The organism is Brochothrix thermosphacta DSM 20171 = FSL F6-1036, from assembly GCF_036884295.1.
GTDB lineage: Bacteria > Bacillota > Bacilli > Lactobacillales > Listeriaceae > Brochothrix > Brochothrix thermosphacta.
Window position 1 is genome coordinate 1,612,807 of record NZ_CP145608.1, and the last position, 23,717, is coordinate 1,636,523.

A 23,717-nucleotide genomic window follows, 5' to 3' on the forward strand; every position below is an offset into this window, starting at 1 on the left:
CGTCTGTTTCTTGCTGTTTTATAAATAGTAAGACTGGAACGACAGATATTATGTAGCAACACATTTTCTACAACTTCGAACGTTACAAATAAACCGTTTTCATTTGCTCAATTACATGATACTACGCAACCGTTTGCATTGTCAATACCTAGACGTTATATTCATCAAATCATCTCTGTTTCAAACACTATTTTAAAAATCGCTTGACAGTTGCAAGCGATTCCATCTATACTTTAGGCAAGCGTTTGCATAAAAACGAAATTTAGGAGGAAATACAAAAATGAAACAACTATTATCATTTGAATTCTGGCAAAAATTTGGTAAAACATTACTTGTAGTTGTGGCTGTTATGCCTGCTGCTGGTTTAATGATCAGTATCGGGAAAATATTCGCCATGTTTGATATTGCATTCTTTACACGTGTCGGTGGTGTCACCGAACAAATCGGTTGGGGAATTATTACTAACCTCGCTATTCTCTTCGCGGTTGCCATCGGGGGCTCATGGGCCAAAGAAAAAGCTGGTGGTGCTTTTGCTGCATTAATCGCTTTTATTCTTATTAATACAATTACCGGTGCCATCTTCGGTGTTAATACCGAAATGTTAACAACTGAAGGTGCTACAACAATTACTTTATTCGGCACTAAAATATTGGTTGAAGGTTACTTCACTTCAATATTAGGTGCACCTGCACTAAATATGGGTGTATTCGTCGGTATTATTGCTGGTTTCCTTGGTGGAAATCTCTACAATAAATATTACAACTATCGTAAGTTACCTGACGCGCTTGCTTTCTTTAACGGGAAACGTTTTGTTCCTTTCGTAGTTATCTTGTGGTCAATCATTATTGCACTTTTAATGGCGCTTGTATGGCCTGTCATCCAAACCGGAATCAATAAATTCGGAATCTGGATTGCAACCTCTTCTGCCTCTGCTCCTTTTGTCGCACCGTTCATCTACGGGACGCTTGAACGACTCTTGTTACCATTTGGTTTACATCATATGTTGACGATTCCGATTAACTATACACCGTTGGGTGGTACTTATACGATTATGTCGGGGGCTAATGCCGGACAACAAGTCTTCGGGCAAGACCCATTGTGGTTAGCTTGGGCGAGTGACTTATCTCACTTCAGCAGCATTGGTGACAGTGCCTCATATAACAACCTTGTTGATACCATTACACCCGCTCGTTTTAAAGTTGGGCAAATGATTGGAGCAACCGGAACATTAATGGGTATAGCTCTAGCTATGTACCGTCGTGTTGATGCTGACAAACGTAAAAAATACAAATCAGTATTCCTTTCAGCTGCAATTGCTGTTTTCTTAACAGGTGTAACCGAACCACTTGAATTTATGTTCATGTTCTGTGCGCCATTACTTTATGTTGTTTATGCCTTAATTCAAGGTTTAAGTTTTGGTCTAGCAGATTTAATCTCTTTAAGAGTTCACTCATTTGGTAACCTTGAACTATTAACACGTTTGCCGCTCTCACTTAAAGCTGGTTTAGGATTAGATATCATCAACTATGTTATTTCTTGTATCGTGTTCTTCGGAATTGCTTACTTTATCTCTTACTTCTTAATTGGTCGTTTCAAATTTGCAACACCAGGTCGTTTAGGTAACTATATTGATGATATGCCTGAAAATGAAAACGATGACGCTTCAACTAATCCTCACAACGTTCCTTCTAAGGATAAACAAGTCCAAGGTATCATCGACTGTCTTGGTGGTCCAACGAATATCGTTGATGTTGATGCTTGTATGACTCGTTTACGTGTCACAGTTAAAGACGCTTCTCTAGTTGGCGAAGAACCCGATTGGAAAAAATTAGGTGCTTTGGGTCTTGTTAAAAAAGATAACGGTATTCAAGCCATTTATGGGCCAAAAGCTGATGTTTTAAAATCTGATATCAACGATACGCTCGGTTTATAAGATGAAATTTCTAACATTAAATACGCATAGCTTGATGGGCGATTATGATTGCCCACAGGCTGTTACGTTAGCGAACTTCATTAGTCATAACGATGTGGATGTCATTGCTTTGCAAGAAGTAAACCAATCGATAGCAGCTGATACGGTTACCACATTACCATCGCGTTATTATAACTGCTCAACAATACCACTCAAAAACGATAATTTTGCACTAGAAGTTATCAATCATTTAGCAACGTTAGCGTGTGATTATTACTTCACTTGGCTACCTTCACATATTGGCTACGATCGTTATGATGAAGGACTTGCCTTACTAAGTAAAAAACCGATTATCGCTATCGCAACACAACTTATTTCTGCGACAGAAGCGTACGATGATTATCACACCCGACAAGTCGTTGGGGTTCAATTAGATAACAACGACTGGATTTACTCCATTCATACAGGGTGGTGGCGTTCGGACGGTAGTGAATTCGCTTCACAATGGGCAAAACTATCTGAACATCTCGCTCCAAAAAAGCAGGGACGACTTTACTTAATGGGCGATTTTAATAACCCTGCTCATGTGCCTGGTCAAGGTTACGATACAATTTTAGCTGATGGTTGGTATGATACTTATACCCTCGCACTTGAAAGAGATGCTGGTTTCACTGTCAGTGGTGCAATTGATGGTTGGCGTGAAAAAGCATCAGATGATAATAAACGTTTGGATTTCATCTTCTGCAATCAACCTCTCGGTGTTGAAAAATCAGAAGTCGTCTTTAATGGAACTAACCAATCCATTATATCGGATCATTACGGTGTATTGATTACAACCGTATAAAAATAAACGCTCATCTTCTTTTTATACTCTCAGACGTTAGTCACTATATTTAGTGACTAGCGTCTTTTTACGCTGTAAAATAACTAGTTTTAAAAATTAAAAACACTAAGTTCCTATTTATAATTGATTTCAAGAATGATAGTAGTGACTTGCACTCCACCTAACCTAAACACGTTTGGGGATAATTTATGCATAAAAGAACTCAATTATTGCAAAAAAGTCACTAGAACTTCAGCTTGGGAAAGTTGTCTTTTTAGCGGTATTTTTCATCTCCAGTACTTCAACATAAAACATCTGAAAATTACATAACGCTACAAAAAATCCACAACGAGACCTGAAATTTAAACTGTAGTTTTAGTATCCCTAGCTTTGGTGTCTTGTCTCCAGAAAATGAAGCTTTCTTTCGGTCATCAGCCTACCTCAACTAAAATTTCTAGTATAACGAATGTTTTTTTCTCGAACTGTACCAACCGATATTTTTAACTATTTCAAAAAAAGCATCAGGCTTAGATAGCCTGATGCTTTTTTCTACACTATCTTCAACACCAAACAGGTTGTTTTCATTTTCAAATCTTCCAATTTTCAAGAGAATACATAAGGTGTTTTCACTTTTAATCTCTCACTATTAAGCGGTGTGGGACAATTATCTTCGATACGAGCGAGTTTTTATTATCGATGTATTTCATCATTAACGAGACGGCTTCTATACCTAGTTGTTTCGCGTGGATATCAATTGAACTAAAGGCGGGACTGCTCATTTGTGAAAATAAAGAGTTATTAAAACTAACAACTTTACGTGGTATATCTGCGGTTTGATTAATGGTTTGTTGCACCATCAATCCAACGATATCATCACTTGTCACAAATCCGGTAACTTCTGGATGTTCACTTAACCATGACCCAAATGTTTCCACGTCTGTTGGGCTTGTATCAACAGGCGCTTGATATTGGTATTCATTAGCAAGATCTGCGCTGCGGATAGCTCGTCGGTACCCTGTAAAGCGGTCTAAGCTTACCAATTGCTCCTCATTGTTATACACAAAACAAATATTCTGATGTCCTGCTTGAATTAAGTACTCAGTCGCATCTTTTGCAGCCAAAATATTATCATTATCGACATAAGGTGTTTCGTTTTCATAATCAACGGGTTTTCCAACAACTGTGTAACCGATTTTTTGATCGTGTAAATAAGTAACTACAGGATCATTCACTTTAGAATACAATAAAATAAAGTTTTGGATTCTTCCACGTTTCACCATCGTTGCCACATTATCTGCCAATTCTTCATTCGTATCTCCAGAGGCAATAGTCACCATGTATTGTCGCTGATTACATTCTTGATTAATCCCTCGGATAATTTCCATAAAGAAAGGATTTTGAAAAATTTCAGGTCCTGCGACTGGTAAAATAACACCAATTGTATTGCTTGTTTTATTCGCCAAATTACGTGCTGCATAGTTTGGTTCATAACCCAGTTCCTTCATCGCGTTAAAAACCAATTGTTTTGTTTCATCACTAATGACCTTATTGTTATGCATGGCACGCGAGGCTGTTGATGTTGACACACCTGCTAACGCTGCTACATCTTTAATTGTCACCATCTTTTTCAATCCCCATTCACTGTTAATATATAATATATCTCTAGAATAACATATAACATTAAAATAGATAACACTAAGTAGTAATTAACTTGTTAAAACAACGTTTATCTGATTAAAATGTTTGATCGATTAAACCCACAAGGGTATCAAAAATATATATTTGTTATATTTAAATATTTTGCTTGCTTGCTTGTCCAATGTTTTTGTTCGTCGTAAAATCATTTTTAAATGAGCGCAACATTCGACTCATTAATTAGAGCATACTATTCTTGATGTTGTTACTAAGCCTAAGTCAATTCAGTCACAACAGTTCGTCTAAAGTACTTTTTTCTACCTTATTTGTTTTCAACAGAATGTCTGAAACCTCTTGCCTACTATCAATTGTTGATTCTTTTCTAACCAATACATCAATTCCAGAGGGTGTAACCAACGATTTTTCAAATTCTATCATCAATACATCGTCAGAAAGATAAATAACTGACCACTCACTTTTTAAGAGCTTTAATATGCCTTTTCCTCGCCAAATAAATTTTCCACCCTGATATAAATCTCTGCCGATAATTTTTCGTATTTTATCATTTTTTTCAAATTGAACAGTATCTGTTAAATAACTAGAATCTTCTGAAACTTTACTGTAACTAATTTGGGGATTATGATTTTTCCCACTTGTCCACATCGGAAAATTAGTCGCAACAATTTCCCATGTTCCTTCAATTCTTTTTAACGTATCATCCATGTTTATATCGCTCCTTTTTTACAATAGCTATCCACTCAAAACTACTTTTGTTAGATTTCCACTAACAATACTCCTTATAAGTTTATCATAATTTTCCATTTCCTAGGGCGATGAGCATTAAATCATCGTCCGAGAACAGATACGAATTAACACTCTTCTTACTCCACTATTTGATATGTTTTAGTTATGAAGTCCCTTTAACAGGAAAACATCCAGTTGCTAACTTATACAATGTATCAAAAAGGCCCTTGTATAAGTGCCCTCAGCACTAATACAAAGACCTTTATGTTTTTCTTAATGTAAATCAAAAATATGACCGAGCATTTTATTGTAGGATTCCTTCAGGATGCTTATCTGCATATTCCTCATAGGTTAAGTTACTATCAAATACTTTTTTTGCGAGATCAACTCCGATATAACGGAAATGCCAAGATTCGTATTCATAACCTGTAATTGCTTCTTTTCCATCTGGAAAACGCAGGATATAGCCGTACTTATACGAATTAGCTGCGAGCCATTTACCTTCGGCTGTTGTTTCAAAACCTTGTTCAGCGGCAAACTCACCTGCTGCGTTACTAATATCGATGGCCAAGCCACTTTGATGTTCACTTGTACCTGGTAAGGCGCTGTATGTAAGTGCTGCTGCTTTACCATCTTGTTGCACATAACCATCAAAAATCGCTATTTGTGTTTCATATGATCGAAAAGCAGAAACGCCTGATAAATGAATGTTCTCTTTTTTAGCTTCGGCGAACATTGTTTCTAAATGCTGAGCGGCTTCTTTACGTAACATACTACGTTCAACCTTTTCACTACCAAATACAAACGGGACATCGGGATACACTAAATCATTGGGTGTGTATTTGTCTGGAAATTTATTGTGCTTATTCACAAGTGCAGTGATACTTGACGGGTCTTTCAACGTTTTCACTCCAATTTTATTCAAAACAGGTTGATTTTCCTTCTCTTTTTGCTCTTTTTTAACCTGCTCTTTTGCTGCTGCTTGCTTGTTTGCTTCCTCTTCTTTTGTAGCCGTTGTCTCTTTAGCACAACCACCTAAAAGTAATAATAACGCAGTTGAAACAAGCAATGTTTTCTGTAATCTATTCACGTTGTAAATCCCCCTTAAAATATCAGGTACGTCTTTAATCTGGCAACCCTTATAGTACTTCTTCTATTCTAAACACTTTTACACTACTTTTCCAATAGTTTGTGAAAAAAAAAAACAATATTCCCTTACCCAATTGGATAATAGAATATTGCTTTTAGTATTAAGCCTTGCTACTTCGGTTTGACGTAGTTTACACCATTTGCCTTTGGACCTTCCGCTTTCCCGATTAAACCAGCTAGAGCTAAAATCGTTAAAACATAAGGTAGAATTTGCATAATGATGGTTGGCCAATGACTGAAGAATGGTAATGAACCACCGATTACTGCTAATGATTGTGCAAAACCAAAGAATAAACCGGCACCTAGGGCACCTAGTGGATTCCATTTACCGAAAATCAAGGCAGCTAGCGCCATAAACCCTTGACCTGCGATTGTTGTTGCATTGAAGTTGTTTGTGAATGATTGTGCGTAAAGCGCACCACCAATACCACCTAACATTCCGGACATAATAACCGCTATATAACGCATACGGTTAACTTTTATACCCATTGTGTCAGCAGCCAATGGATGCTCACCTACTGAACGTAGACGTAGACCAAAGACTGTTTTATTTAATACAAACCAGATCACAATCGCTACAATAATTGCGATGTATGAATAGAACGAAATACGTTGGAAAAAGATTTGCCCGATAAACGGGATATCTTGCAAGATCGGAATGTTACTATAATCAACGTTTTGTGAAATAGTATCAGTTTGACCTTTTCCGTAGATTATTTTTGTTAAAAAGACTGTTAGTCCTAATGCTAGGAAGTTGAGTGCTGTACCACTGATAATGTGATCGGCACGGAATGTAATCGTTGCAACCGCATGGAAGAGTGCAAATACACCACTACATACCATTGCAAAAAGTGTCGCTAGCAATGTCGTCCAAGCACCAAATGTATCAGCGAAGGTTAAATTGAATACGATACCTGAAAAGGCACCCATGATCATCAAACCTTCAAGACCGATATTAACAACACCTGCACGTTCAGAAAGTAAACCACCTAATGCTGTGAAAATGAGCGGTGCTGACATTAATAAAGTTGATGAAACAATCAATGATAAAGTATCCATGTATTAACGCCCACCTTTCTTAGCAGCCATCTTCGCAATGACCCATTGAATAATATAACTTGCAGCAACGAAGAAGATGATAAGCGCAATCACAATATTTACCAATTCATTCGGAATACCTGCTTCAACTGAAATTGTTGTTTTCCCAATATTTAATGCAGCGAATAAGAAGGCACTAAATACAATACCGATTGGTGAAAGTGCTCCTAATAATGCAACAGCAATACCATCAAACCCAATTCCTGATACAGAACCTTGAGTAAAGGCAAAACCAAATGTACCCAAACCTTCCATTGCTCCTGCTGTACCTGCTAAGAAACCAGAGATAAGCATTGCAAAAATGATGTTACGACGTACATTCATTCCTGCATACATTGCCGCATTTTCGTTGAAACCAATCGCTTCAAATTCATAACCTTTTGTTGTTTTCTTCATAAATACCCAGATGATAACAGCAAATATGAGTGACAAAATTATACCCCAGTGCAATGTTGAATATTGCGTAATATTTTCTAAAAATGGTGATTTTAACGACGCTGTCTCTTTCACAACATCCGTTTGATCTTTCCCATCTGTGAAAACATCATGAATCAACCAGTTAAAAATATACAGTGCAATATAGTTCATCATAATTGTGATGATAACTTCATTTACTTTAAGATATGCTTTTAAAAGTCCTGGAACCAACGCCCATAAAGCACCACAGATACCACCGACAACAATTGCCATTGGTAAGTGAATAAATTTAGGGAAGTCAAACAGTGTTCCTGCCCAAACGGCACCTATCCAACCCATTAAGAGCTGACCTTGAGCACCAATGTTGAACATGTTCATTTTGTAAGCAACTGCTATCGCTAAACCAGTTAAAATATAAGGTGTTGTTAAACGTAATGTTTCACCTAGATAATAACTGTTACCGAATGCACCATAGGCTAAGGCGCTATAGCCTGCTATTGGGTCGTAACCGAACGCTAGCATAATAATCGCACCAATTAACAAACCTAGCACAATCGATGCCACAGGGACGATTAAACCTTGAAAACGTCTAGACATTTGCTTTTACCTCCCCAGCCATATATAAACCTAATTCTTGTTCGTTTGTTTCTTTTGCATCTAAAATTGCGACAATACGTCCTTCATAAATAACTGCAATTCGATCACTTACATTTAGAATTTCTTCTAACTCATACGACATTAAAACAACTGCTCGTCCTTGATCACGTTGTTCAATCAAACGTTTATGTATGAATTCAATCGCACCTACATCTAAACCACGAGTAGGCTGTGCTGCAATTAGTAATTGTGGCGAACGATCAATCTCACGCGCAATGATTGCTTTTTGTTGGTTACCACCAGATAATTTTCCGGCTGGAACGTGTTCACTACTTGTACGGACATCATATTCTTTGATTAACCCATTTGCAAAACGATCAATCTCTTTTTGATTAAGGAAACCATGTTTGCTTAATGGTTTTTGATAGTATGTTTGTAACGCTATATTGTTAGCTAGAGACATCTCCAGTACTAAACCATGTTTGTGGCGGTCTTCTGGAATGTGTCCTAGACCTTTTTCCGTAATTTGGCGAGGTTTTAAATTATGAATTTTTTCCCCGTTTAATTGAATTGTACCGTGCTTCACTTTTCGTAAACCGGTGATTGCTTCGATAAGCTCAGTTTGACCATTACCATCAATTCCAGCAATGCCTAAAACTTCGCCTGCCTTCACTTCTAAACTCAAATGAGATACTTTTTCAATTTTATGTTTTTCTTCCGCTACCACAAGGTCATTAATAGATAGCACAACATCTGTTGGATGTGCCGCTTTTTTAGCGGTTGAGAACAGAACTGCTCGTCCAACCATCATATTAGCAAGTTCTTGTGGTGAGGTTTGTGCCACGTTTACAGTGCCAATACCTTCACCTTTACGGATAACTGTCACACGATCACATACTGTCATGATTTCTTTCAACTTATGCGTGATTAAAATAATTGATTTGCCTTCTTTAACCAGCAATTTCATAATTCCCATTAAATCAATAATTTCTTGTGGCGTTAACACAGCTGTAGGCTCATCAAATATGAGGATATCTGCACCACGATAAAGCGTTTTAAGAATTTCGACACGTTGTTGCATACCAACACCAATTTGATCGATGCGTTTATGCGGATCAATTTGTAAGCCATACTTGTTAGAAAGTGCCTCAATTTCTTTAATTGCTTCTTTTTTATTAATTAAGCCTAAACGTGATGGCTCATGTCCAAGAATAATATTTTCAGCGACTGTAAATTTATCCACTAACATAAAATGTTGATGAACCATACCAATACCTAAATCATTCGCCTTATTAGGACTTGTAATATTTTCCTTTTTACCTTTTACTCTTATTTCGCCACCGTCAAGTTCGTATAAACCAAATAACACGTTCATTAATGTTGATTTACCAGCACCATTTTCACCTAATAATGCATGAATTTCACCAGGTTTAACCTGTAAATTAATATTGTTATTTGCTACAAAGTCGCCAAACTGTTTACGAATATTTAACATCTCAACTACATATTCCAAAAGGCGCCCTCCTAAAATTAATTTTTTAATTGAAAAAGCTGGACATCGGAATGACCAGCTTATTCTTATTATCATTTGATTTTTTTACTATGGTTTTTCTGGAACTTTTACATCACCAGAAATGATTTTTTCTTTGTACTCTTTAACTTTGTCTAACACTTTTTTATCAATGTTATCAGTTGAATCAGCAATACCAACAGCATCTTTATCTAAGCCATAAACGATTGTTTTTCCACCTGGGAATTTACCATCTTTAGCTAATTTAGATGTCTCTTCTACTGCGATATCAACACGTTTGATTTGAGATGCTAAAGCCACGTTGAATGTTTTACCATCAACTTTGACTTCACCTTGATCTGCTTGATCACGGTCAACACCCATGAACCAAATTTCACGTGATGAATCTTCTTTTTTCAAGTTACGAGCTTCTGTAAAGGCACCATTACCTGATGCACCTGCTGCTGAAAGAATGATATCAGCATCGTTGCTGTACATTGTTGCTGCAATTTGTTGTCCTTTGTCCGCTTGAACAAATGAACCAACGTATTTCACATCAATTTTAGCTTTAGGATTTACTTCTTTAACGCCCGCTTTGAATCCTGCCTCAAAACGCCCTACAACTTCACCTTCCATACCACCGATAAAACCTACATGATTCGTTTTAGTTGTTAAACCAGCAATTACACCCATTAAGAAGGCACCTTCATTGTCAGCAAAACGAATGCTTGCGATGTTATCTACGCCTTCGACAACATCATCGATTAAAGCGAAATGTGCATCTTTTTGTTGTTTAGCAGTTTCAGTAACAGCTTTAGTTAACTGGAACCCTACACCAAAAACAAGGTCAAAATTGCTACGAATTGCACTGTTCAAGTTTGTTTTGTAATCTGCTTCATTTGCAGATTGGAAATAATCATAACCTGACTTGCCTTTTTCTAAGCCGTTATCTTTACCGAATTTTTGAAGTCCATCCCATGCTGACTGGTTAAACGAACGGTCATCTACCCCACCTTGATCCGTAACCATTGCTACTGTAAATTTGTCATCTTTTTTAGCATCATCTGATTTTGAAGATTTGTTTCCACATGCTGCTAAGAATGAAGATAAAACGACAACCATAATTAATACAACTGCTAACGAGCGTTTTTTCATCAGTTGTTCCTCCCCTAATTCCTCTTTTTTGTAAAAAACACGATTGTTGTAATTGCTTACATAGAAAAATTTACGTGTTTTAATTACTCATTAGAATATATCATGAGATTGATAATAAATAAATAGCTAATTCAACATTTTTTTAAATTCCCACTTTTCTGAATATTCCGTTAAATTAGACCGCTAGATAAACAGCACAGCATATTTGCTGTACTCTTTATCTAAAACAAGCTGTTTTTATTGGATTGTTTTTATTGCTTCGCGAAAAACATCGCTGATATGTTCAGCAATTTGAATACGACGTTCTAACAATGGTTCAGTTTCGTCGCTTCCAATTGGGATTGGAAATTGATACAGCGTAGGATCTTCATCATCTAATCGAATATAGTAGTTATCTCCAGTGCCGGCAGGTTCACTCCCAATACAGATGTAGTTCAAATGAACCAAATCAATGCCAGGGAATTCTTCCATCGTTTCTTCTATAATATATTGCGGCTCAAAAAATTCAATGGCTGTTTCACCACTATAACTCGGGTTAGTTGTTTCAACATTCCACTTAACTTCCAAGTTAATGATCGGATAATCACCGATTAAATCGCGGTACCATTGAGGCAACTTGACCGGAAGCTCACTTTCTAACATCTTCAATTCTTCTTTTGTGGCTTTACGACTTGTTAACTTTATGTCCGCATCTTCAGATATCTCGATAAATTCTTCAATAGCACTTCCTAATATAGGCTGCAATTAGCTCTCACTCTTTTCAGTTATTTTTTATATTATGTTCTTCCATTAAGGTGTTTTAGTCTGACTTACATATTTACTTATATTCATTATAATATGTTTCGAATATATTTAAAAGGGTTTACCTCAAACTATTATAATTATCTATCCAAACAGACTAGTTGCTGATTAAATCCGGGTCATGTTCGCCGTCTTTCAAGACTAGTAAGCCATGATAAACTTGCAAATCATCGTCACATTCTTCACAAAAACATTTTTCTTCATCACACCAGAATGCGGCTAATGTATTTTTTTTAACTTGTTGATATCCGTATGTATCATGCAATTTCGTAAATGCCTCTATATAGAGAGCTTTCGCTTCTTCACGTGTTGTTGCCTCAAGTTCTAAAACGATATCTTCTTGCCAATCATCGAAGAACCACCAAGGTTCATTAAAACTTTCTGTTTGAATAATTTGCCAACGTGTCATCGTCCACACTCCTTTATCTCTCTTAAATAGTAGCGTGTTTATTTACTCTTTTCAACTTATCTGTTTTACGCTACACTAGAACTATAAAGAAAGGTGTGATTTTTTTGGATAATTTAACTACTTGTGAGATACAAGCATATGGTACAGTTCAAGGTGTTGGCTTCCGTTATGGCACACTTTTTATCGCACGTTCCTTGGGCCTTAGTGGCTGGGTTAAAAACATGCCTGATTACTCAGTTTTAATTCACGTTAAAGGTAATAAACATGACATAATTACCTTTATTGATAAATTAAAAAAAGGTCCCACACCTTCAGCTCGAGTGACTAAACTAGAAACAACTTGGGATATTGAACCTCCAATACAAACAGATTTCACAATTATTTATTGAAAAAAGCGACAGTTTAGCACACCTTCAGCTGAAATTCAGAAAGGTAGTGAAACTGTCGCTTTTTTGCCTTTTTTTAGATAAAACTATTTTTATAATTTATTTTTCTTCAGCGGTTTTTTACGAGCAGTTTGAATGACCTCTTCTTCCATGATAGGTAGTGAAACGCTGACAGTTGTACCTTCACCCACAACACTATCTGCTGAAATAGTTCCTTTATAACTCACGACCAATTGCTTCGCTATCGCTAGACCTAAACCATTTCCACCCACTTCACGTGTTCTTGCTTTGTCCACACGATAAAAACGGTTAAATACTTTGTCTAACTCTGAAGGATCAATACCAACACCGTGATCTTTCACTTTAATAACAGCACGATTACCGATTTGTTCAAGCGTAATATTTATTTCTGACAAACCATTTGAATATTTCACAGCGTTATCAAATAAGATAATCAAAATTTGTTCTAAATGATTTCTTAAGATTAATGAACGCAACACAATATCTGGATTATAATCATACGTAATATTAAAATCGTCGTGCAATATTTCAAAATTTCGTTTAACTTGTTCTACCGCTTCGTTAAGATTAGTAATCTGTAGTTCGGCAGTATTAGAAACTTGTTCAGCTCTTGAAAGATCAAGCATTTCTTGTACAAGTTTTTTCATACGATTAACTTCAAATAACGAAGCCTTCAAGGACTCTTCTAATACTTCAGGATCATCTTTCCCCCATCTGTTCAAGAGATTAAGGTGTCCTTCAATAATTTGTACAGGTGTTCGCAATTCGTGTGAAGCATCTTCAACAAAATGTTTTTGTTGCTCAAACGTTACTTCCATACGTCTCATCATATCATTATAAATAGTAAGCAATTCACTGATTTCATCTTCGGCATCAATATTTTTCACGCGTGCCTTAAAACCATTTTCCTGACTATTCACCATCGAACGCGCTAAATCTTTAATGGGTTGCAACAAATGTAAGGCCATTACATATCCCAAAATAGCACTGAATACCAATGCGATGATATCTAAAATCAGTAACGTCCAAAAAAGATATTTCATTAATGAATTTACACTGGTGAGCGGATTAATGACTTGTACATAACCCACAATCTTAGCATTATTTTCTAAAACAGGCTTAATACCTACGATAACGCGACTGCCTTTATTTACCGTTTCTTTAACTGTAATCGCTTCAACTTTTTCAAGAGGAATATTATATTGCTGTTCACCACCGTATTGAGCTGGGTACCATGTGCTACCATCCGGCTTTAAAATCCGCACAATTAAGCCACGATTATAAATATTTTCATTTAAACTTTCACTATCAATTGGAAAATCAGTGGCATTCACTTGATGCCAACTTTTACCAGTCAATGAAAACGTTACGTTATTAAGTGCCGTTTGAACTTTACTCTTTTCCTCATTAAGAAGCATGGTAGATACACCTTGATAAATAGCGACTGCAAAGACAGAAAAGGTTAAAAAGATGGCAACACTCGTTCCCAACATCCATTTATATTTTAAGGAACGATTTTTCATGTTGAGAATTTGATGAATTCTCATGTGCGCATCACATACCCTGTGCCTCGTACCGTTTGGATATAACTCTCTTCACCTGGACGATCAATTTTATTACGTAGATAACGCACGTATACATCTACAACGTTGGTCTCCACTTCTGTTTCATAACCCCAGACTTTATTTAATAACACTTCACGTGTTAGCACAATATTAATATTTTCCATTAGAGTCAATAACAAATCGTACTCTCTCTTTGTTAATTCAATCACTTCTTCGCCAACTAGAACCATCCGGCTTTCTTTTTCAACGTTTAAGTCACGGTAACTTAACTTCGTTTGTTTTTGAGCGGGTTCTGCATTTTCAACACGACGCAATAAAGAACGCAATCGTGCCAACAATTCTTCAATTGCAAAAGGCTTCACAATATAATCATCCGCACCATGGTCTAAACCAGAAACACGATCGATAACACTGTCTCTTGCGGTTAACATAATAATGGGGGTTTGTTGTTCCTGCTGACGAATACGGCGACAAATCTCAATACCATTTAAGCTTGGTAACATTAAATCTAACAAAATCGCATCCCATTCACCTTCTAACGCCAATTCAAGACCTTCACGGCCGTCATGTGCAATGGTTACATTATAATTTTCATGTTTTAATTCAAGTTCAACAAAACGCGCTAAATTTTTTTCATCTTCAACTAATAATATATTATTCACTGTTGTACCTCCAACGGATTTAATAGCATTCACTTATTTCTATTATAACGATATGATGCCTCTTTTACAAAATCTAAAGACCCATTATATCCTAAGCTTTGCCTCTTTTATCTTTTATACTTAAAACTTATATTATCACCACTACATTAAAATAAGGGGTGAGTTGTAAGAGAAATACATTGTAAAACCAAATCACCTTATAAACACAAGTGACTGTTTTTTACAGGATAATACATCTCCTTACGTTTTAACACTAACTTTTATCCAACAATGCAAAAAGAGCACTTTGACAAAAAAGCCAAAATGCTACTTGTTATTTTATCTTATAGACATCGTATGATCCTAAAACTTTAACAGTGCCACCTAATAATGATATTTCCACCATCGCATTATCCAGCAATCGATTATCAGCACCTACATCTAAATCGATATGGAAGAAGTATTGCCCTAGACGCGTTTTTGTTGGTCGTGATTCAATCTTGCTCATATTGATATTACGCCATGCAAATGTTGAAAGCATCGTATGCAAGGTCCCTGAATCATTATCTGGTAATTTTAATAAAAGGGTTGTTTTTGTTTCAATTGGATCATCTGTTATCGCTAATTTTCGATTACTCAACGCAATAAATCGTGTTTCATTATGCATATTTCCTTGCGCATTCGCACGAACGACGTCCAAATCATAATGCTCTGCCGCAAATAAAGGGGCGATTGCTAACGTTTTTTCATCTGGATGCGTGCTCACATATTCTGCCGCAAAGGCTGTACTAGAAACTGCTTCACGTTTAATATGCGGGAAGTTTTTGGTTAAATAATCATGACATTGCGCCAAACCTTGCGGATGAGATAAAACCGTTGTCGCTTCTTGCCAATCACTTGAACGTTGTTTATTCACCATGATATTTTGTGATATTGGTAAAATATACTCCGCCTGAATAGGTGGCACATCATTTTGATAAAGGTAATCAAGCGTTACATTTACTGTCCCTTCAATTGCGTTCTCAAAAGGCACTAAACAAACATCGATTTCATTTGCCGCAACTGCATCTAAACATTCTGATATCGTCGTATACGCTGTGTGTTGCTCTTCTGGAAAAGCACGGTGCGCCACTTGATATGAAAAAGTCCCAACCGGACCTAAATAGCCAATATTCACTCTATTCCCACTCCTTATAAAAAAAGACAAAGTCATTTAACTGACCTTGCCCCTTCATTTGATTAATATTAATCCATAAACTCGAATTCAAATTCAATAATACGAACTGTATCGCCATCTTTAGCGCCACGATCACGCAAAGCTTGGTCAACACCTAACGAACGTAATTGACGTGTGAATCGTGTGACTGATACTTCACGATCAAAGTTAGTCATTGCAAACAAACGTTCAATTTCTGAACCGCTCAATACCCATACTGCATCAGAACCACGTGAAATTTCAAACTCAGGTTTTTCAGCTTCATGTTTGTACATTACGATTTGATCTTCTGTTGGTTCTTCGTTTAATGGGAAGTATTCTGTTGTTTCAAGTTTGTTAGCTATTTCTAACAACATGTTAGATAAACCTGTTTTAGTTAAAGCCGACACAGCAAATACCGGATATTTATCTTCGATTTGCTCCTTGAATGTCACTAGTTTTTCTTCCGCACCAGGCATATCCATTTTGTTAGCTACCACAATTTGTGGACGCTCTAACAAACGGTAGTTATATTGTGATAATTCTTCATTAATTTTCAAGAAATCATCATACGGGTCACGGCCTTCAGTTCCTGCCATATCAATAACATGAACGATAACACGTGTACGCTCGATATGTTTTAAGAACTGATGTCCTAAACCAACTCCGAGTGATGCACCTTCAATTAATCCTGGTAAATCAGCCATCGCAAAACTACGGTGATCGGGTGTATCTACCATTCCTAAGTTAGGTGTCAGTGTTGTAAAGTGATAATCTGCAATTTTAGGTCTTGCTGCAGTAACAACAGAGAGTAATGTCGATTTACCCACACTCGGGAAACCTACAAGACCAACATCTGCTAATACTTTTAATTCAAGTTCTAAATTACGTTCTTGACCAGGTTCACCGTTTTCACTAATTTCTGGTGCTGGGTTAGCTGGTGTTGCAAAACGACGGTTACCTCGTCCTGCACGTCCACCTTTCGCTACGACTGCACGTTGACCATGAGTGATTAAATCGGCAAGCAATTCACCTGTGTCAGCATCTTTTACAATCGTGCCCGGAGGTACAGGTACAACATAATCAGGTGCGCCGTGTCCGTGCATCCCTTTACTCATACCGTTTTCTCCAGGATTACCTTTGAAATGGCGTTTGTAGCGGAAGTCGACTAATGTTCGTAATCCTTCTTCAACCTCAAATACCACAGATCCACCTTTACCACCGTCGCCACCTGCAGGGCCACCGTTAGCAACAAATTTTTCACGACGGAAAGCGACCATACCATCGCCGCCATCTCCGCCTTTTACATATATCTTAACTCCATCTACAAACATCATATTCAGTTTCCTCAATTCTATACTTCATTATTCTTTATTATATAGCATGTGAAAGCAGAAGTAAAACGTCTATGTTGGGGAAACGTTGTCGATTGTTTGTTCAGACGCGTATTGCTGCTATCAATTCACCAATCTGCTCCGCTTGTTTCTCTTCTAATAAATGCACGATTCGACTTCCCACAATCACACCATCACAATGCGGTAACATCTCAGTGACTTGCGTTGCTGTTGAAATACCAAACCCTGCCATAACAGGCACCTTTGTTGATTTTTTAACTTTTTCTAAGAATGTAAACACTTCATCACTGAACGCTTGTCGCTCTCCTGTAACACCTTTGACAGTGACTGCATAGATGAAACCACGCGCCTCTTGCATGATACGTTGCATCCTTTCTGCTGTCGTAGTTGCAGTAATCAATGTAATTAAAATAATGTTTTCAGCATCTAAATATTTTTTTAATGTCGCATTTTCCTCAAATGGTAGATCGGGCACAATTACACCAGATACACCCGTTTCGCGACACGTTTTGGCGAACGTTTTATAACCCATAGCAAAAATCGGATTCAAATAAGTCATCAATACAATTGGCGCTGTTTTAACAGGAATTTTAGCAATTGTCTCGAAAATACTCGTCAGCGTGATTCCTGCACGTAACGCTTTTAAACCTGCCGCTTGAATAACAGCGCCATCGGCTACTGGATCGGTAAATGGCACGCCTATTTCAACAATGCTGGTACCTTGTTCAACTAATGTTGCATAATCCGCTGCCAACGTTGCGTTACCCATCATGTATGAAATAAAAGCTTTATCTGTTTGCTCTAACTTTGATTCAATCGCATTCATCTTATTTTCCCTCCTTCTCAAAACGCTCTTTGATTTGGGCAACATCTTTATCGCCACGACCTGATACTGTAATTACAAGCAATTCCTCTTTTGGCATGTCTGCTGCAATTTTTAAAGCTAATGCAATCGCATGTGAGCTTTCTAACGCTGGCATGATCCCTTCTTTACGAGACATCAAAGTGAATGCGGCAACCGCTTCGTCATCTGTAATTGCATGGTACTCCGCTCGTTTCAAATCATGTAACAAACTATGCTCTGGTCCCACTCCTGGATAATCCAGTCCCGCAGAGATAGAAAACACTTCACTTACTTGACCTGCTTTATCTTGAAGTAAATACATCAACGAACCATGTAATGCACCGACACGCCCCTCAGTGAGCGTTGCTGCATGTTTGCCTGTTTCAATACCAGAACCACCTGCTTCAGCGCCATAAAGCTTCACGTCTTTATCTTCAATAAAAGGATAAAATGTACCAATCGCATTAGAACCGCCTCCAACACAAGCAACCAAAGCATCTGGTAAACGGCCTTCTTTCGCTAAAATTTGTTGTTTAATTTCAGTTCCAATCACACTTTGGAAATCACGTACCATTTGTGGGAAAGGATGTGGCCCCAATACTGAGCCCATTAAATAATGAGTATCATCAACATGTGCAACCCAGTAACGCAACGCTTCATTTACTGCATCTTTTAATAAACCTTCACCACTCGTAACCGGAACAACTGTGGCACCGAGTAATTCCATTCGGAAAACATTCAACTGTTGGCGAGCGATGTCTTCTTCGCCCATAAAGATGGTACATTCCATATCAAAGAGTGCGCAAACTGTCGCGGTTGCTACACCGTGTTGACCGGCACCTGTTTCTGCAACAATTTTACGCTTACCCATTCGTTTAGCTAATAAGGCTTGACCCAACGCATTGTTAATTTTGTGAGCACCTGTGTGGTTCAAATCTTCCCGCTTCAAATAAATTTTGGCACCACCCACATAGTCTGTTAAGCGTTCAGCAAAATAAAGCGGTGTTTCACGACCAACATACTCTTCTAAGTAATAAGCGAGTTCTTTTTTAAACGCTGAATCGTCTTGGTATTTTTTATAGGCGTCATTCAATTCCAATACTGATTCCATTAATACTTCTGGTACATAACGTCCGCCGTATTCGCCAAAATGGCCACCTTCATCTGGATAATTATAAGTCATTGTTTTCGTCCTCCTTAGATCGCACCGTCTGAATAAATGCTCTGATTTTTGTTACATCTTTCTTACCATCGGTTTCAACACCACTACTCACATCAACAACTGTCGGCTTTACATTTTCAATCGCTTCCCCGACATTTTCAGCTGACAATCCTCCAGCTAACCATAGATCGGGGTGTTTTACCTTATGCAATTGCGTCCAATCAAAAACAGTCCCACTACCTGGTTGAGGTGAATCGACTAAAACCGCTTGATAGGCAATCGCTTCCTCTAATTTAGCGAGAGGAACTGCTCTAATAACTGGTACCGTGATATTTTCTAACACCGGCACCTCTCCATGAATTTGAACACCATCAAGATGGATGGTTTCAATCGCTTCTAGTATGTTAGCAGTTGTTGGTGAAACAAACACACCGATCACCTTCACTCTAGAAGGTATCACACAACGAATTTTTTTGGCTTCTTCAAAAGAAACTTTACGCCGACTTGGAGCAAGTACAAAACCGATATAGTCAGCTCCTGCTTCGACTACGGTTAACGCCGTAGCCGTGTCCATCACACCACAAATTTTAATCTTAGTCATTAAAAGACCTCCTTTAAAACATCCGCTTGGCGCATCATCCCTTCACCAATCAATACACCGTCAACTCCTACAGCTTTTATTTTTAAAATATCAGCCGGACTTAGCATCCCGCTTTCCGAAATAACCGTAATATTATCAGGTATTAATGTTTTTAAACGTTTGGTCGTTGCTAGATCTACAGCAAAGGTTTTTAAGCTCCGATTGTTAATACCAATCATTTGAGGATTCAACAACAAAGCTTGTTCTAATTCATTTTCATCATGTACTTCTACTAATACATCTAATGCTAACTCTCGAGCAAAGTGGTATAAGCTTTGGAGTTTTTCTGGTGACAAAGCAGCTACTATTAATAATACAATATTTGCGCCTGCACTTTTAGCTTTCAACAGATGCGCTGAGGTTGTCACAAAATCCTTACATAATAACGGCAGTTTCACTGCTTTACGAATGGCAATTAGGTCAGCAAAATCACCCTTAAAATAATAAGGTTCGCATAATACTGAAATAGCACTTGCCCCTAAGGCTTCGTATCTTTTAGCTTGTGCGACAACGTCCACATTTTCATCAATCATGCCTTTTGATGGCGATGCGCGCTTGATTTCAGCAATGAGACGAAATGGATTATTATTCGTATTATTAGTAAAGACTGCTGTATTGTGCAAGTTTATCGTATGTGTTTCACTGGCATATTTTGCTACTCGTTCACTATTTTTTGTAATAATATCCTCTAAAATACTCATGCTTCAATCGCCCCCGTTGTTTTTTGTAAGTAATGTAAGTGTTCCAATGCTTCATTTGAATCGATTGCTGCTTCTGCTAATAGGATAGCTTCTTCAAATGAATCCGCTCGTTGTGCGGCCACTAGGCCAATTGCACTGTTTAACACAACCGCTTCACGATACGCACCTTTTTCACCAGCGAGCACATTTTTTAATATTTCTGCATTAAAAGCCACATCTTTACCGACTAATTCACTATTCAACCGTTGTGTCATCCCCAATTTTTGTGGGTCTAATGTTGTCACTTTATAGCTGTTGTTTTCAACGATTGCCAGCGTGTTCTCACCTTCTAATGAGGCTTCATCAAGACCACCATAACCATGTACAACAATCGCTTTTTTACGACCTAATGCCACTAATACTTCTGCCATCGGTTCAACTAAATCTCGACGATAAACACCCACCACTTGATAGTCTAACTGATAAGGGTTTGTTAAAGGGCCGATGATATTGAAAATTGTCGGTATCCCTAACGAACGTCTCACGCGCATCACTTGCCCCAAATGCGGATGCACATGCGGTGCAAATAAGAATGTCATACCGTTTCTTTGTAATTGACGATCGATTTCTGTTGCACTTGCATTTAAAGAAACATCAACGGCTTCTAACACATCAGCACTTCCGCTTTTACTAGAAATCGAACGATTGCCGTGTTTCGCTACTTTTACACCTGCGGCTGCAATCACGAATGCAGAGGTCGTTGAAATATTGAACGTTCCAGAACGATCACCACCGGTACCGCAATTACACATTAATTCTCGATGTTTTTGTGGCAGTGGCATGGCATGTGCACGCATCGCTTGCACAATCCCAGCTATTTCCGGTGCTGTTTCACCTTTCACTTTTAAAGCGATTAAAAAAGCGGCTACTTCACTATCAGATAACGTATTGTCAAATAAACGATTACCTGCGACACGGGCTTCATCCATTGATAAATCATGGCCCTCTGTTAATAATGTTAAGTAGTTTGTAAACGGAACTTTTGTACGGCAACGTGCAACAAAGTTTTCAATTAAACGTTGGCCTTCTTTTGTTCCGATTGATTCAGGATGAAATTGCAAACCATACAAAGGCAGCTCACGATGCGTTATTCCCATGATTTCACGATCATCTTCTGCACGAGCAACGATATCAAACGTTTCTTCCAAACCTGCTTCTTCAACAATCAAGGAATGGTAACGCATCGCTTCAAAACCATCGGGCATTTCTTTAAAGATACCGGTATTATCATGTAAAACCTTACTTGTTTTCCCGTGCTTGATTTGTTGGGCAGTCGTTACTTTATAACCATAGGCACTTGCTAATGCTTGATGACCTAAGCAAATTCCTAAAATAGGGAATGTCTCACCTAATTCTTTAATAATAGCAATACAAATCCCCGCATCTTCCGGTCGACCCGGACCTGGTGATAACACAATACCTATCGGTTGTTTTTGCTTAATTTCTGCAATCGTGATGGCATCGTTACGCACCACCTCTACCTCTTCACCAGCTTTTGTTAATTGATGATAAATATTGTATGTGAATGAATCATAATTATCGATTAAAAGAATCATAACGCGCTACCTCCATCAATGCTTTCGCTTTATTTAATGTCTCTTCGTATTCTTTTGCTGGTACTGAATCCAGTACAACACCGGCGCCAGCTTGTACATGTAAGGTCTCTTCCTTCACAACCATTGTTCGAATGGCCAAGGCAAAATCCATATCACCATTAAATGAGAAGTAACCCACACCCCCACTGTATATGCCACGTTTAACCTGTTCCATTTGATTAATTAAACGCATCGCTGCAATTTTTGGTGCACCGCTCACAGTTCCAGCTGGTAATCCTGCACGCAATGCATCGAAAGCCGTATGTCCTTGTTTTAAAATCGCACTTACTTCTGAAACGATATGCATCACATCACTGTACTTTTCAACAGTCATTAATTTTGTGACTTCAACTGTTCCATTTTCTGCCATCCGTCCAACATCGTTTCTTGCTAAATCAACAAGCATTGTGTGCTCTGCCACTTCTTTTTCGTCAGCCATCAGCTCAGCGGCTAAAATATCATCTTCAGCTGGTGTTGCACCTCGTCGTCTCGTTCCTGCGATTGGTTTCATCGTTATCGTTTGACCATGAACAGCAACCACACTTTCTGGTGATGATCCAATAATCGTACACCCATCCATCTCAAGATAATATAAGTAAGGGGAAGGATTCCGACGTTTCAGACGACGATAGATTTCAAAGGTATCACCTGTATAGTTTGCACTCATGCGTTGTGAGGGGACCACTTGGAAAATTTCACCTTGACGAATAGCCGCTTGTGCTGTTTCAACCATTTCCTCAAAAGCACTTTGTCCAATAGCACTTGTAAAAGCTGTGACTTGTACTTCACCTTTCGACAATTGCGATTCTTTTTGTAGCTCTGTTGCCAACGCGTCGACTTTTTCTTGCGATTCAATACTTGTGATAAAAACCGTTTGGTCGATGTGATCAAAGACTACCATTTCTTTGTATAGATACAGCTGTGCTTCCGGCAAATCTAACGGATCTGGAAGATACTCGCCAATGTTTTCATATTGATGAATCGTTTCATATCCAACATATCCAAGCGCACCACCGATAAATGGAAAACGATGATCATTCACAACATTTTCTGACATTCTTTTTTCAACTTCATCCAAAAATAATGCAGTGCTTGGTCGACCATTATATGCTGTATTGCCTTCTGTTAACGTGATTTTATCCACTGGATTTTGACTGATAAATGAGTAACGGCCGTTCAATCCAAATTTTAATGAACTTTCAAGTAATGCTTTATTTTTGCCTGTTAATTGCTTGAACACACGTACTGGTGTTAATTCATCCGCTTCTATTTCTTTAATGTATAATGGCATAAGATGCCTCCTCTTTTATAGTTAATCAGTAA

General features: G+C 37.8%; 22 protein-coding genes and 1 pseudogene. 3 read left to right on the top strand and 20 right to left on the bottom strand.

All coding sequences use genetic code 11. The annotated features are described in order from the left end of the window. The first annotated feature begins 280 nt into the window (after positions 1 to 280). Together V6S17_RS08115 and V6S17_RS08120 are read left to right on the top strand one after the other, a co-directional pair. Positions 281 to 1,933: a PTS transporter subunit IIBC gene (locus tag V6S17_RS08115; RefSeq protein WP_029092163.1), complete on the top strand. Its 1,653-nt coding sequence runs from the start codon at positions 281 to 283 to the stop codon at positions 1,931 to 1,933. 1 nt (position 1,934) lies between these two features. After that, positions 1,935 to 2,756, top strand: a complete 822-nt coding sequence (locus tag V6S17_RS08120) for an endonuclease/exonuclease/phosphatase family protein (RefSeq protein ID WP_029092164.1) — start codon at positions 1,935 to 1,937, stop codon at positions 2,754 to 2,756. A 611-nt stretch (positions 2,757 to 3,367) separates the two neighbouring features. Here V6S17_RS08120 and V6S17_RS08125 read toward each other — a convergent pair. From V6S17_RS08125 to V6S17_RS08165, 9 genes are all read right to left on the bottom strand, one after another. Beyond that, positions 3,368 to 4,357: a LacI family DNA-binding transcriptional regulator gene (locus V6S17_RS08125; protein WP_029092165.1), complete on the bottom strand. Its 990-nt coding sequence runs from the start codon at positions 4,355 to 4,357 to the stop codon at positions 3,368 to 3,370. A gap of 301 nt (positions 4,358 to 4,658) precedes the next feature. Next, positions 4,659 to 5,093: a hypothetical protein gene (locus tag V6S17_RS08130; RefSeq protein ID WP_029092166.1), complete on the bottom strand. Its 435-nt coding sequence runs from the start codon at positions 5,091 to 5,093 to the stop codon at positions 4,659 to 4,661. Positions 5,094 to 5,418: 325 nt separating this feature from the next. Further along, positions 5,419 to 6,204, bottom strand: a complete 786-nt coding sequence (locus tag V6S17_RS08135; RefSeq protein ID WP_244877115.1) for a M15 family metallopeptidase — start codon at positions 6,202 to 6,204, stop codon at positions 5,419 to 5,421. 170 nt (positions 6,205 to 6,374) lie between these two features. Further along, on the bottom strand, positions 6,375 to 7,322 hold the full coding sequence (locus tag V6S17_RS08140; protein WP_029092168.1) for an ABC transporter permease: 948 nt from the start codon (positions 7,320 to 7,322) through the stop codon (positions 6,375 to 6,377). A gap of 3 nt (positions 7,323 to 7,325) precedes the next feature. Continuing rightward, complete coding sequence (locus V6S17_RS08145; protein WP_029092169.1) at positions 7,326 to 8,375, bottom strand: ABC transporter permease; 1,050 nt, start codon at positions 8,373 to 8,375, stop codon at positions 7,326 to 7,328. After that, positions 8,368 to 9,888, bottom strand: a complete 1,521-nt coding sequence (locus V6S17_RS08150; protein ID WP_029092170.1) for an ABC transporter ATP-binding protein — start codon at positions 9,886 to 9,888, stop codon at positions 8,368 to 8,370. The genes V6S17_RS08145 and V6S17_RS08150 overlap by 8 nt, the downstream gene beginning before the upstream one ends. Before the next feature lie 87 nt (positions 9,889 to 9,975). Continuing rightward, positions 9,976 to 11,040, bottom strand: coding sequence for a BMP family lipoprotein (locus V6S17_RS08155; RefSeq protein ID WP_029092171.1), 1,065 nt, complete (start codon positions 11,038 to 11,040; stop codon positions 9,976 to 9,978). 237 nt (positions 11,041 to 11,277) lie between these two features. Continuing rightward, positions 11,278 to 11,784 carry an SMI1/KNR4 family protein gene (locus V6S17_RS08160; RefSeq protein WP_029092172.1) on the bottom strand — a complete coding sequence of 169 codons (507 nt, stop codon included), beginning with the start codon at positions 11,782 to 11,784 and terminating at the stop codon, positions 11,278 to 11,280. Positions 11,785 to 11,938: 154 nt separating this feature from the next. Further along, the gene (locus V6S17_RS08165; protein ID WP_036027668.1) at positions 11,939 to 12,250 is read right to left on the bottom strand and encodes a DUF1033 family protein; all 312 of its coding nucleotides are present in this window, start codon (positions 12,248 to 12,250) and stop codon (positions 11,939 to 11,941) included. Positions 12,251 to 12,354: 104 nt separating this feature from the next. Here V6S17_RS08165 and V6S17_RS08170 point away from each other — a divergent pair, with 104 nt between their 5' ends. Next, positions 12,355 to 12,639, top strand: a complete 285-nt coding sequence (locus tag V6S17_RS08170) for an acylphosphatase (protein ID WP_051457210.1) — start codon at positions 12,355 to 12,357, stop codon at positions 12,637 to 12,639. Positions 12,640 to 12,728: 89 nt separating this feature from the next. Here the strand turns inward: V6S17_RS08170 and V6S17_RS08175 are convergent, their stop codons facing one another. The 11 genes and pseudogenes from V6S17_RS08175 to trpE form a co-directional block, all read right to left on the bottom strand. Then, positions 12,729 to 14,204 (bottom strand): HAMP domain-containing sensor histidine kinase, encoded by a 1,476-nt coding sequence (locus V6S17_RS08175; RefSeq protein WP_029092174.1) that lies wholly within the window; start codon positions 14,202 to 14,204, stop codon positions 12,729 to 12,731. Next, positions 14,201 to 14,884 carry a response regulator transcription factor gene (locus V6S17_RS08180; RefSeq protein ID WP_029092175.1) on the bottom strand — a complete coding sequence of 228 codons (684 nt, stop codon included), beginning with the start codon at positions 14,882 to 14,884 and terminating at the stop codon, positions 14,201 to 14,203. The genes V6S17_RS08175 and V6S17_RS08180 overlap by 4 nt, the downstream gene beginning before the upstream one ends. 313 nt (positions 14,885 to 15,197) lie before the next feature. Then, entirely contained in the window at positions 15,198 to 16,040 is an 843-nt protein-coding gene (pheA, locus tag V6S17_RS08185) for a prephenate dehydratase (protein WP_029092176.1), read from the bottom strand. 68 nt (positions 16,041 to 16,108) lie between these two features. After that, a complete protein-coding gene (obgE, locus tag V6S17_RS08190; protein ID WP_029092177.1) occupies positions 16,109 to 17,392 on the bottom strand; it encodes a GTPase ObgE in 1,284 nt (427 codons plus the stop codon). Positions 17,393 to 17,495: 103 nt separating this feature from the next. Then, positions 17,496 to 18,239 carry a tryptophan synthase subunit alpha gene (gene trpA, locus V6S17_RS08195; protein WP_036027595.1) on the bottom strand — a complete coding sequence of 248 codons (744 nt, stop codon included), beginning with the start codon at positions 18,237 to 18,239 and terminating at the stop codon, positions 17,496 to 17,498. 1 nt (position 18,240) lies between these two features. After that, on the bottom strand, positions 18,241 to 19,440 hold the full coding sequence (gene trpB, locus V6S17_RS08200) for a tryptophan synthase subunit beta (RefSeq protein WP_029092179.1): 1,200 nt from the start codon (positions 19,438 to 19,440) through the stop codon (positions 18,241 to 18,243). Next, positions 19,430 to 20,020, bottom strand: coding sequence for a phosphoribosylanthranilate isomerase (locus tag V6S17_RS08205; RefSeq protein ID WP_029092180.1), 591 nt, complete (start codon positions 20,018 to 20,020; stop codon positions 19,430 to 19,432). Before V6S17_RS08205 ends, trpB begins: the two co-directional genes overlap by 11 nt. After that, positions 20,020 to 20,760: an indole-3-glycerol phosphate synthase TrpC gene (trpC, locus tag V6S17_RS08210; protein ID WP_029092181.1), complete on the bottom strand. Its 741-nt coding sequence runs from the start codon at positions 20,758 to 20,760 to the stop codon at positions 20,020 to 20,022. Before trpC ends, V6S17_RS08205 begins: the two co-directional genes overlap by 1 nt. Next, positions 20,757 to 21,812 carry an anthranilate phosphoribosyltransferase gene (trpD, locus tag V6S17_RS08215; RefSeq protein WP_422388461.1) on the bottom strand — a complete coding sequence of 352 codons (1,056 nt, stop codon included), beginning with the start codon at positions 21,810 to 21,812 and terminating at the stop codon, positions 20,757 to 20,759. The genes trpC and trpD overlap by 4 nt, the downstream gene beginning before the upstream one ends. Before the next feature lie 42 nt (positions 21,813 to 21,854). Next, positions 21,855 to 22,355, bottom strand: a pseudogene (locus V6S17_RS12690) (anthranilate synthase component II); the annotation flags it as partial. Further along, positions 22,336 to 23,685, bottom strand: coding sequence for an anthranilate synthase component I (trpE, locus tag V6S17_RS08220; protein WP_036027597.1), 1,350 nt, complete (start codon positions 23,683 to 23,685; stop codon positions 22,336 to 22,338). The pseudogene V6S17_RS12690 and the gene trpE, both read right to left, overlap by 20 nt. Between the last annotated feature and the right edge of the window lie 32 nt (positions 23,686 to 23,717).

What these genes read in the sequence shown, in the direction of transcription:
- V6S17_RS08115 (WP_029092163.1), top strand. Translation starts at nt 281, where the DNA reads ATGAAACAACTATTATCATTTGAATTCTGGCAAAAATTTGGTAAAACA.
- V6S17_RS08120 (WP_029092164.1), top strand. Translation starts at nt 1,935, where the DNA reads ATGAAATTTCTAACATTAAATACGCATAGCTTGATGGGCGATTATGAT.
- V6S17_RS08125 (WP_029092165.1), bottom strand. Translation starts at nt 4,357, where the DNA reads ATGGTGACAATTAAAGATGTAGCAGCGTTAGCAGGTGTGTCAACATCA.
- V6S17_RS08130 (WP_029092166.1), bottom strand. Translation starts at nt 5,093, where the DNA reads ATGGATGATACGTTAAAAAGAATTGAAGGAACATGGGAAATTGTTGCG.
- V6S17_RS08140 (WP_029092168.1), bottom strand. Translation starts at nt 7,322, where the DNA reads ATGGATACTTTATCATTGATTGTTTCATCAACTTTATTAATGTCAGCA.
- V6S17_RS08145 (WP_029092169.1), bottom strand. Translation starts at nt 8,375, where the DNA reads ATGTCTAGACGTTTTCAAGGTTTAATCGTCCCTGTGGCATCGATTGTG.
- V6S17_RS08155 (WP_029092171.1), bottom strand. Translation starts at nt 11,040, where the DNA reads ATGAAAAAACGCTCGTTAGCAGTTGTATTAATTATGGTTGTCGTTTTA.
- V6S17_RS08165 (WP_036027668.1), bottom strand. Translation starts at nt 12,250, where the DNA reads ATGACACGTTGGCAAATTATTCAAACAGAAAGTTTTAATGAACCTTGG.
- V6S17_RS08175 (WP_029092174.1), bottom strand. Translation starts at nt 14,204, where the DNA reads ATGAGAATTCATCAAATTCTCAACATGAAAAATCGTTCCTTAAAATAT.
- obgE (WP_029092177.1), bottom strand. Translation starts at nt 17,392, where the DNA reads ATGTTTGTAGATGGAGTTAAGATATATGTAAAAGGCGGAGATGGCGGC.
- trpA (WP_036027595.1), bottom strand. Translation starts at nt 18,239, where the DNA reads ATGAATGCGATTGAATCAAAGTTAGAGCAAACAGATAAAGCTTTTATT.
- trpB (WP_029092179.1), bottom strand. Translation starts at nt 19,440, where the DNA reads ATGACTTATAATTATCCAGATGAAGGTGGCCATTTTGGCGAATACGGC.
- V6S17_RS08205 (WP_029092180.1), bottom strand. Translation starts at nt 20,020, where the DNA reads ATGACTAAGATTAAAATTTGTGGTGTGATGGACACGGCTACGGCGTTA.
- trpC (WP_029092181.1), bottom strand. Translation starts at nt 20,760, where the DNA reads ATGAGTATTTTAGAGGATATTATTACAAAAAATAGTGAACGAGTAGCA.
- trpE (WP_036027597.1), bottom strand. Translation starts at nt 23,685, where the DNA reads ATGCCATTATACATTAAAGAAATAGAAGCGGATGAATTAACACCAGTA.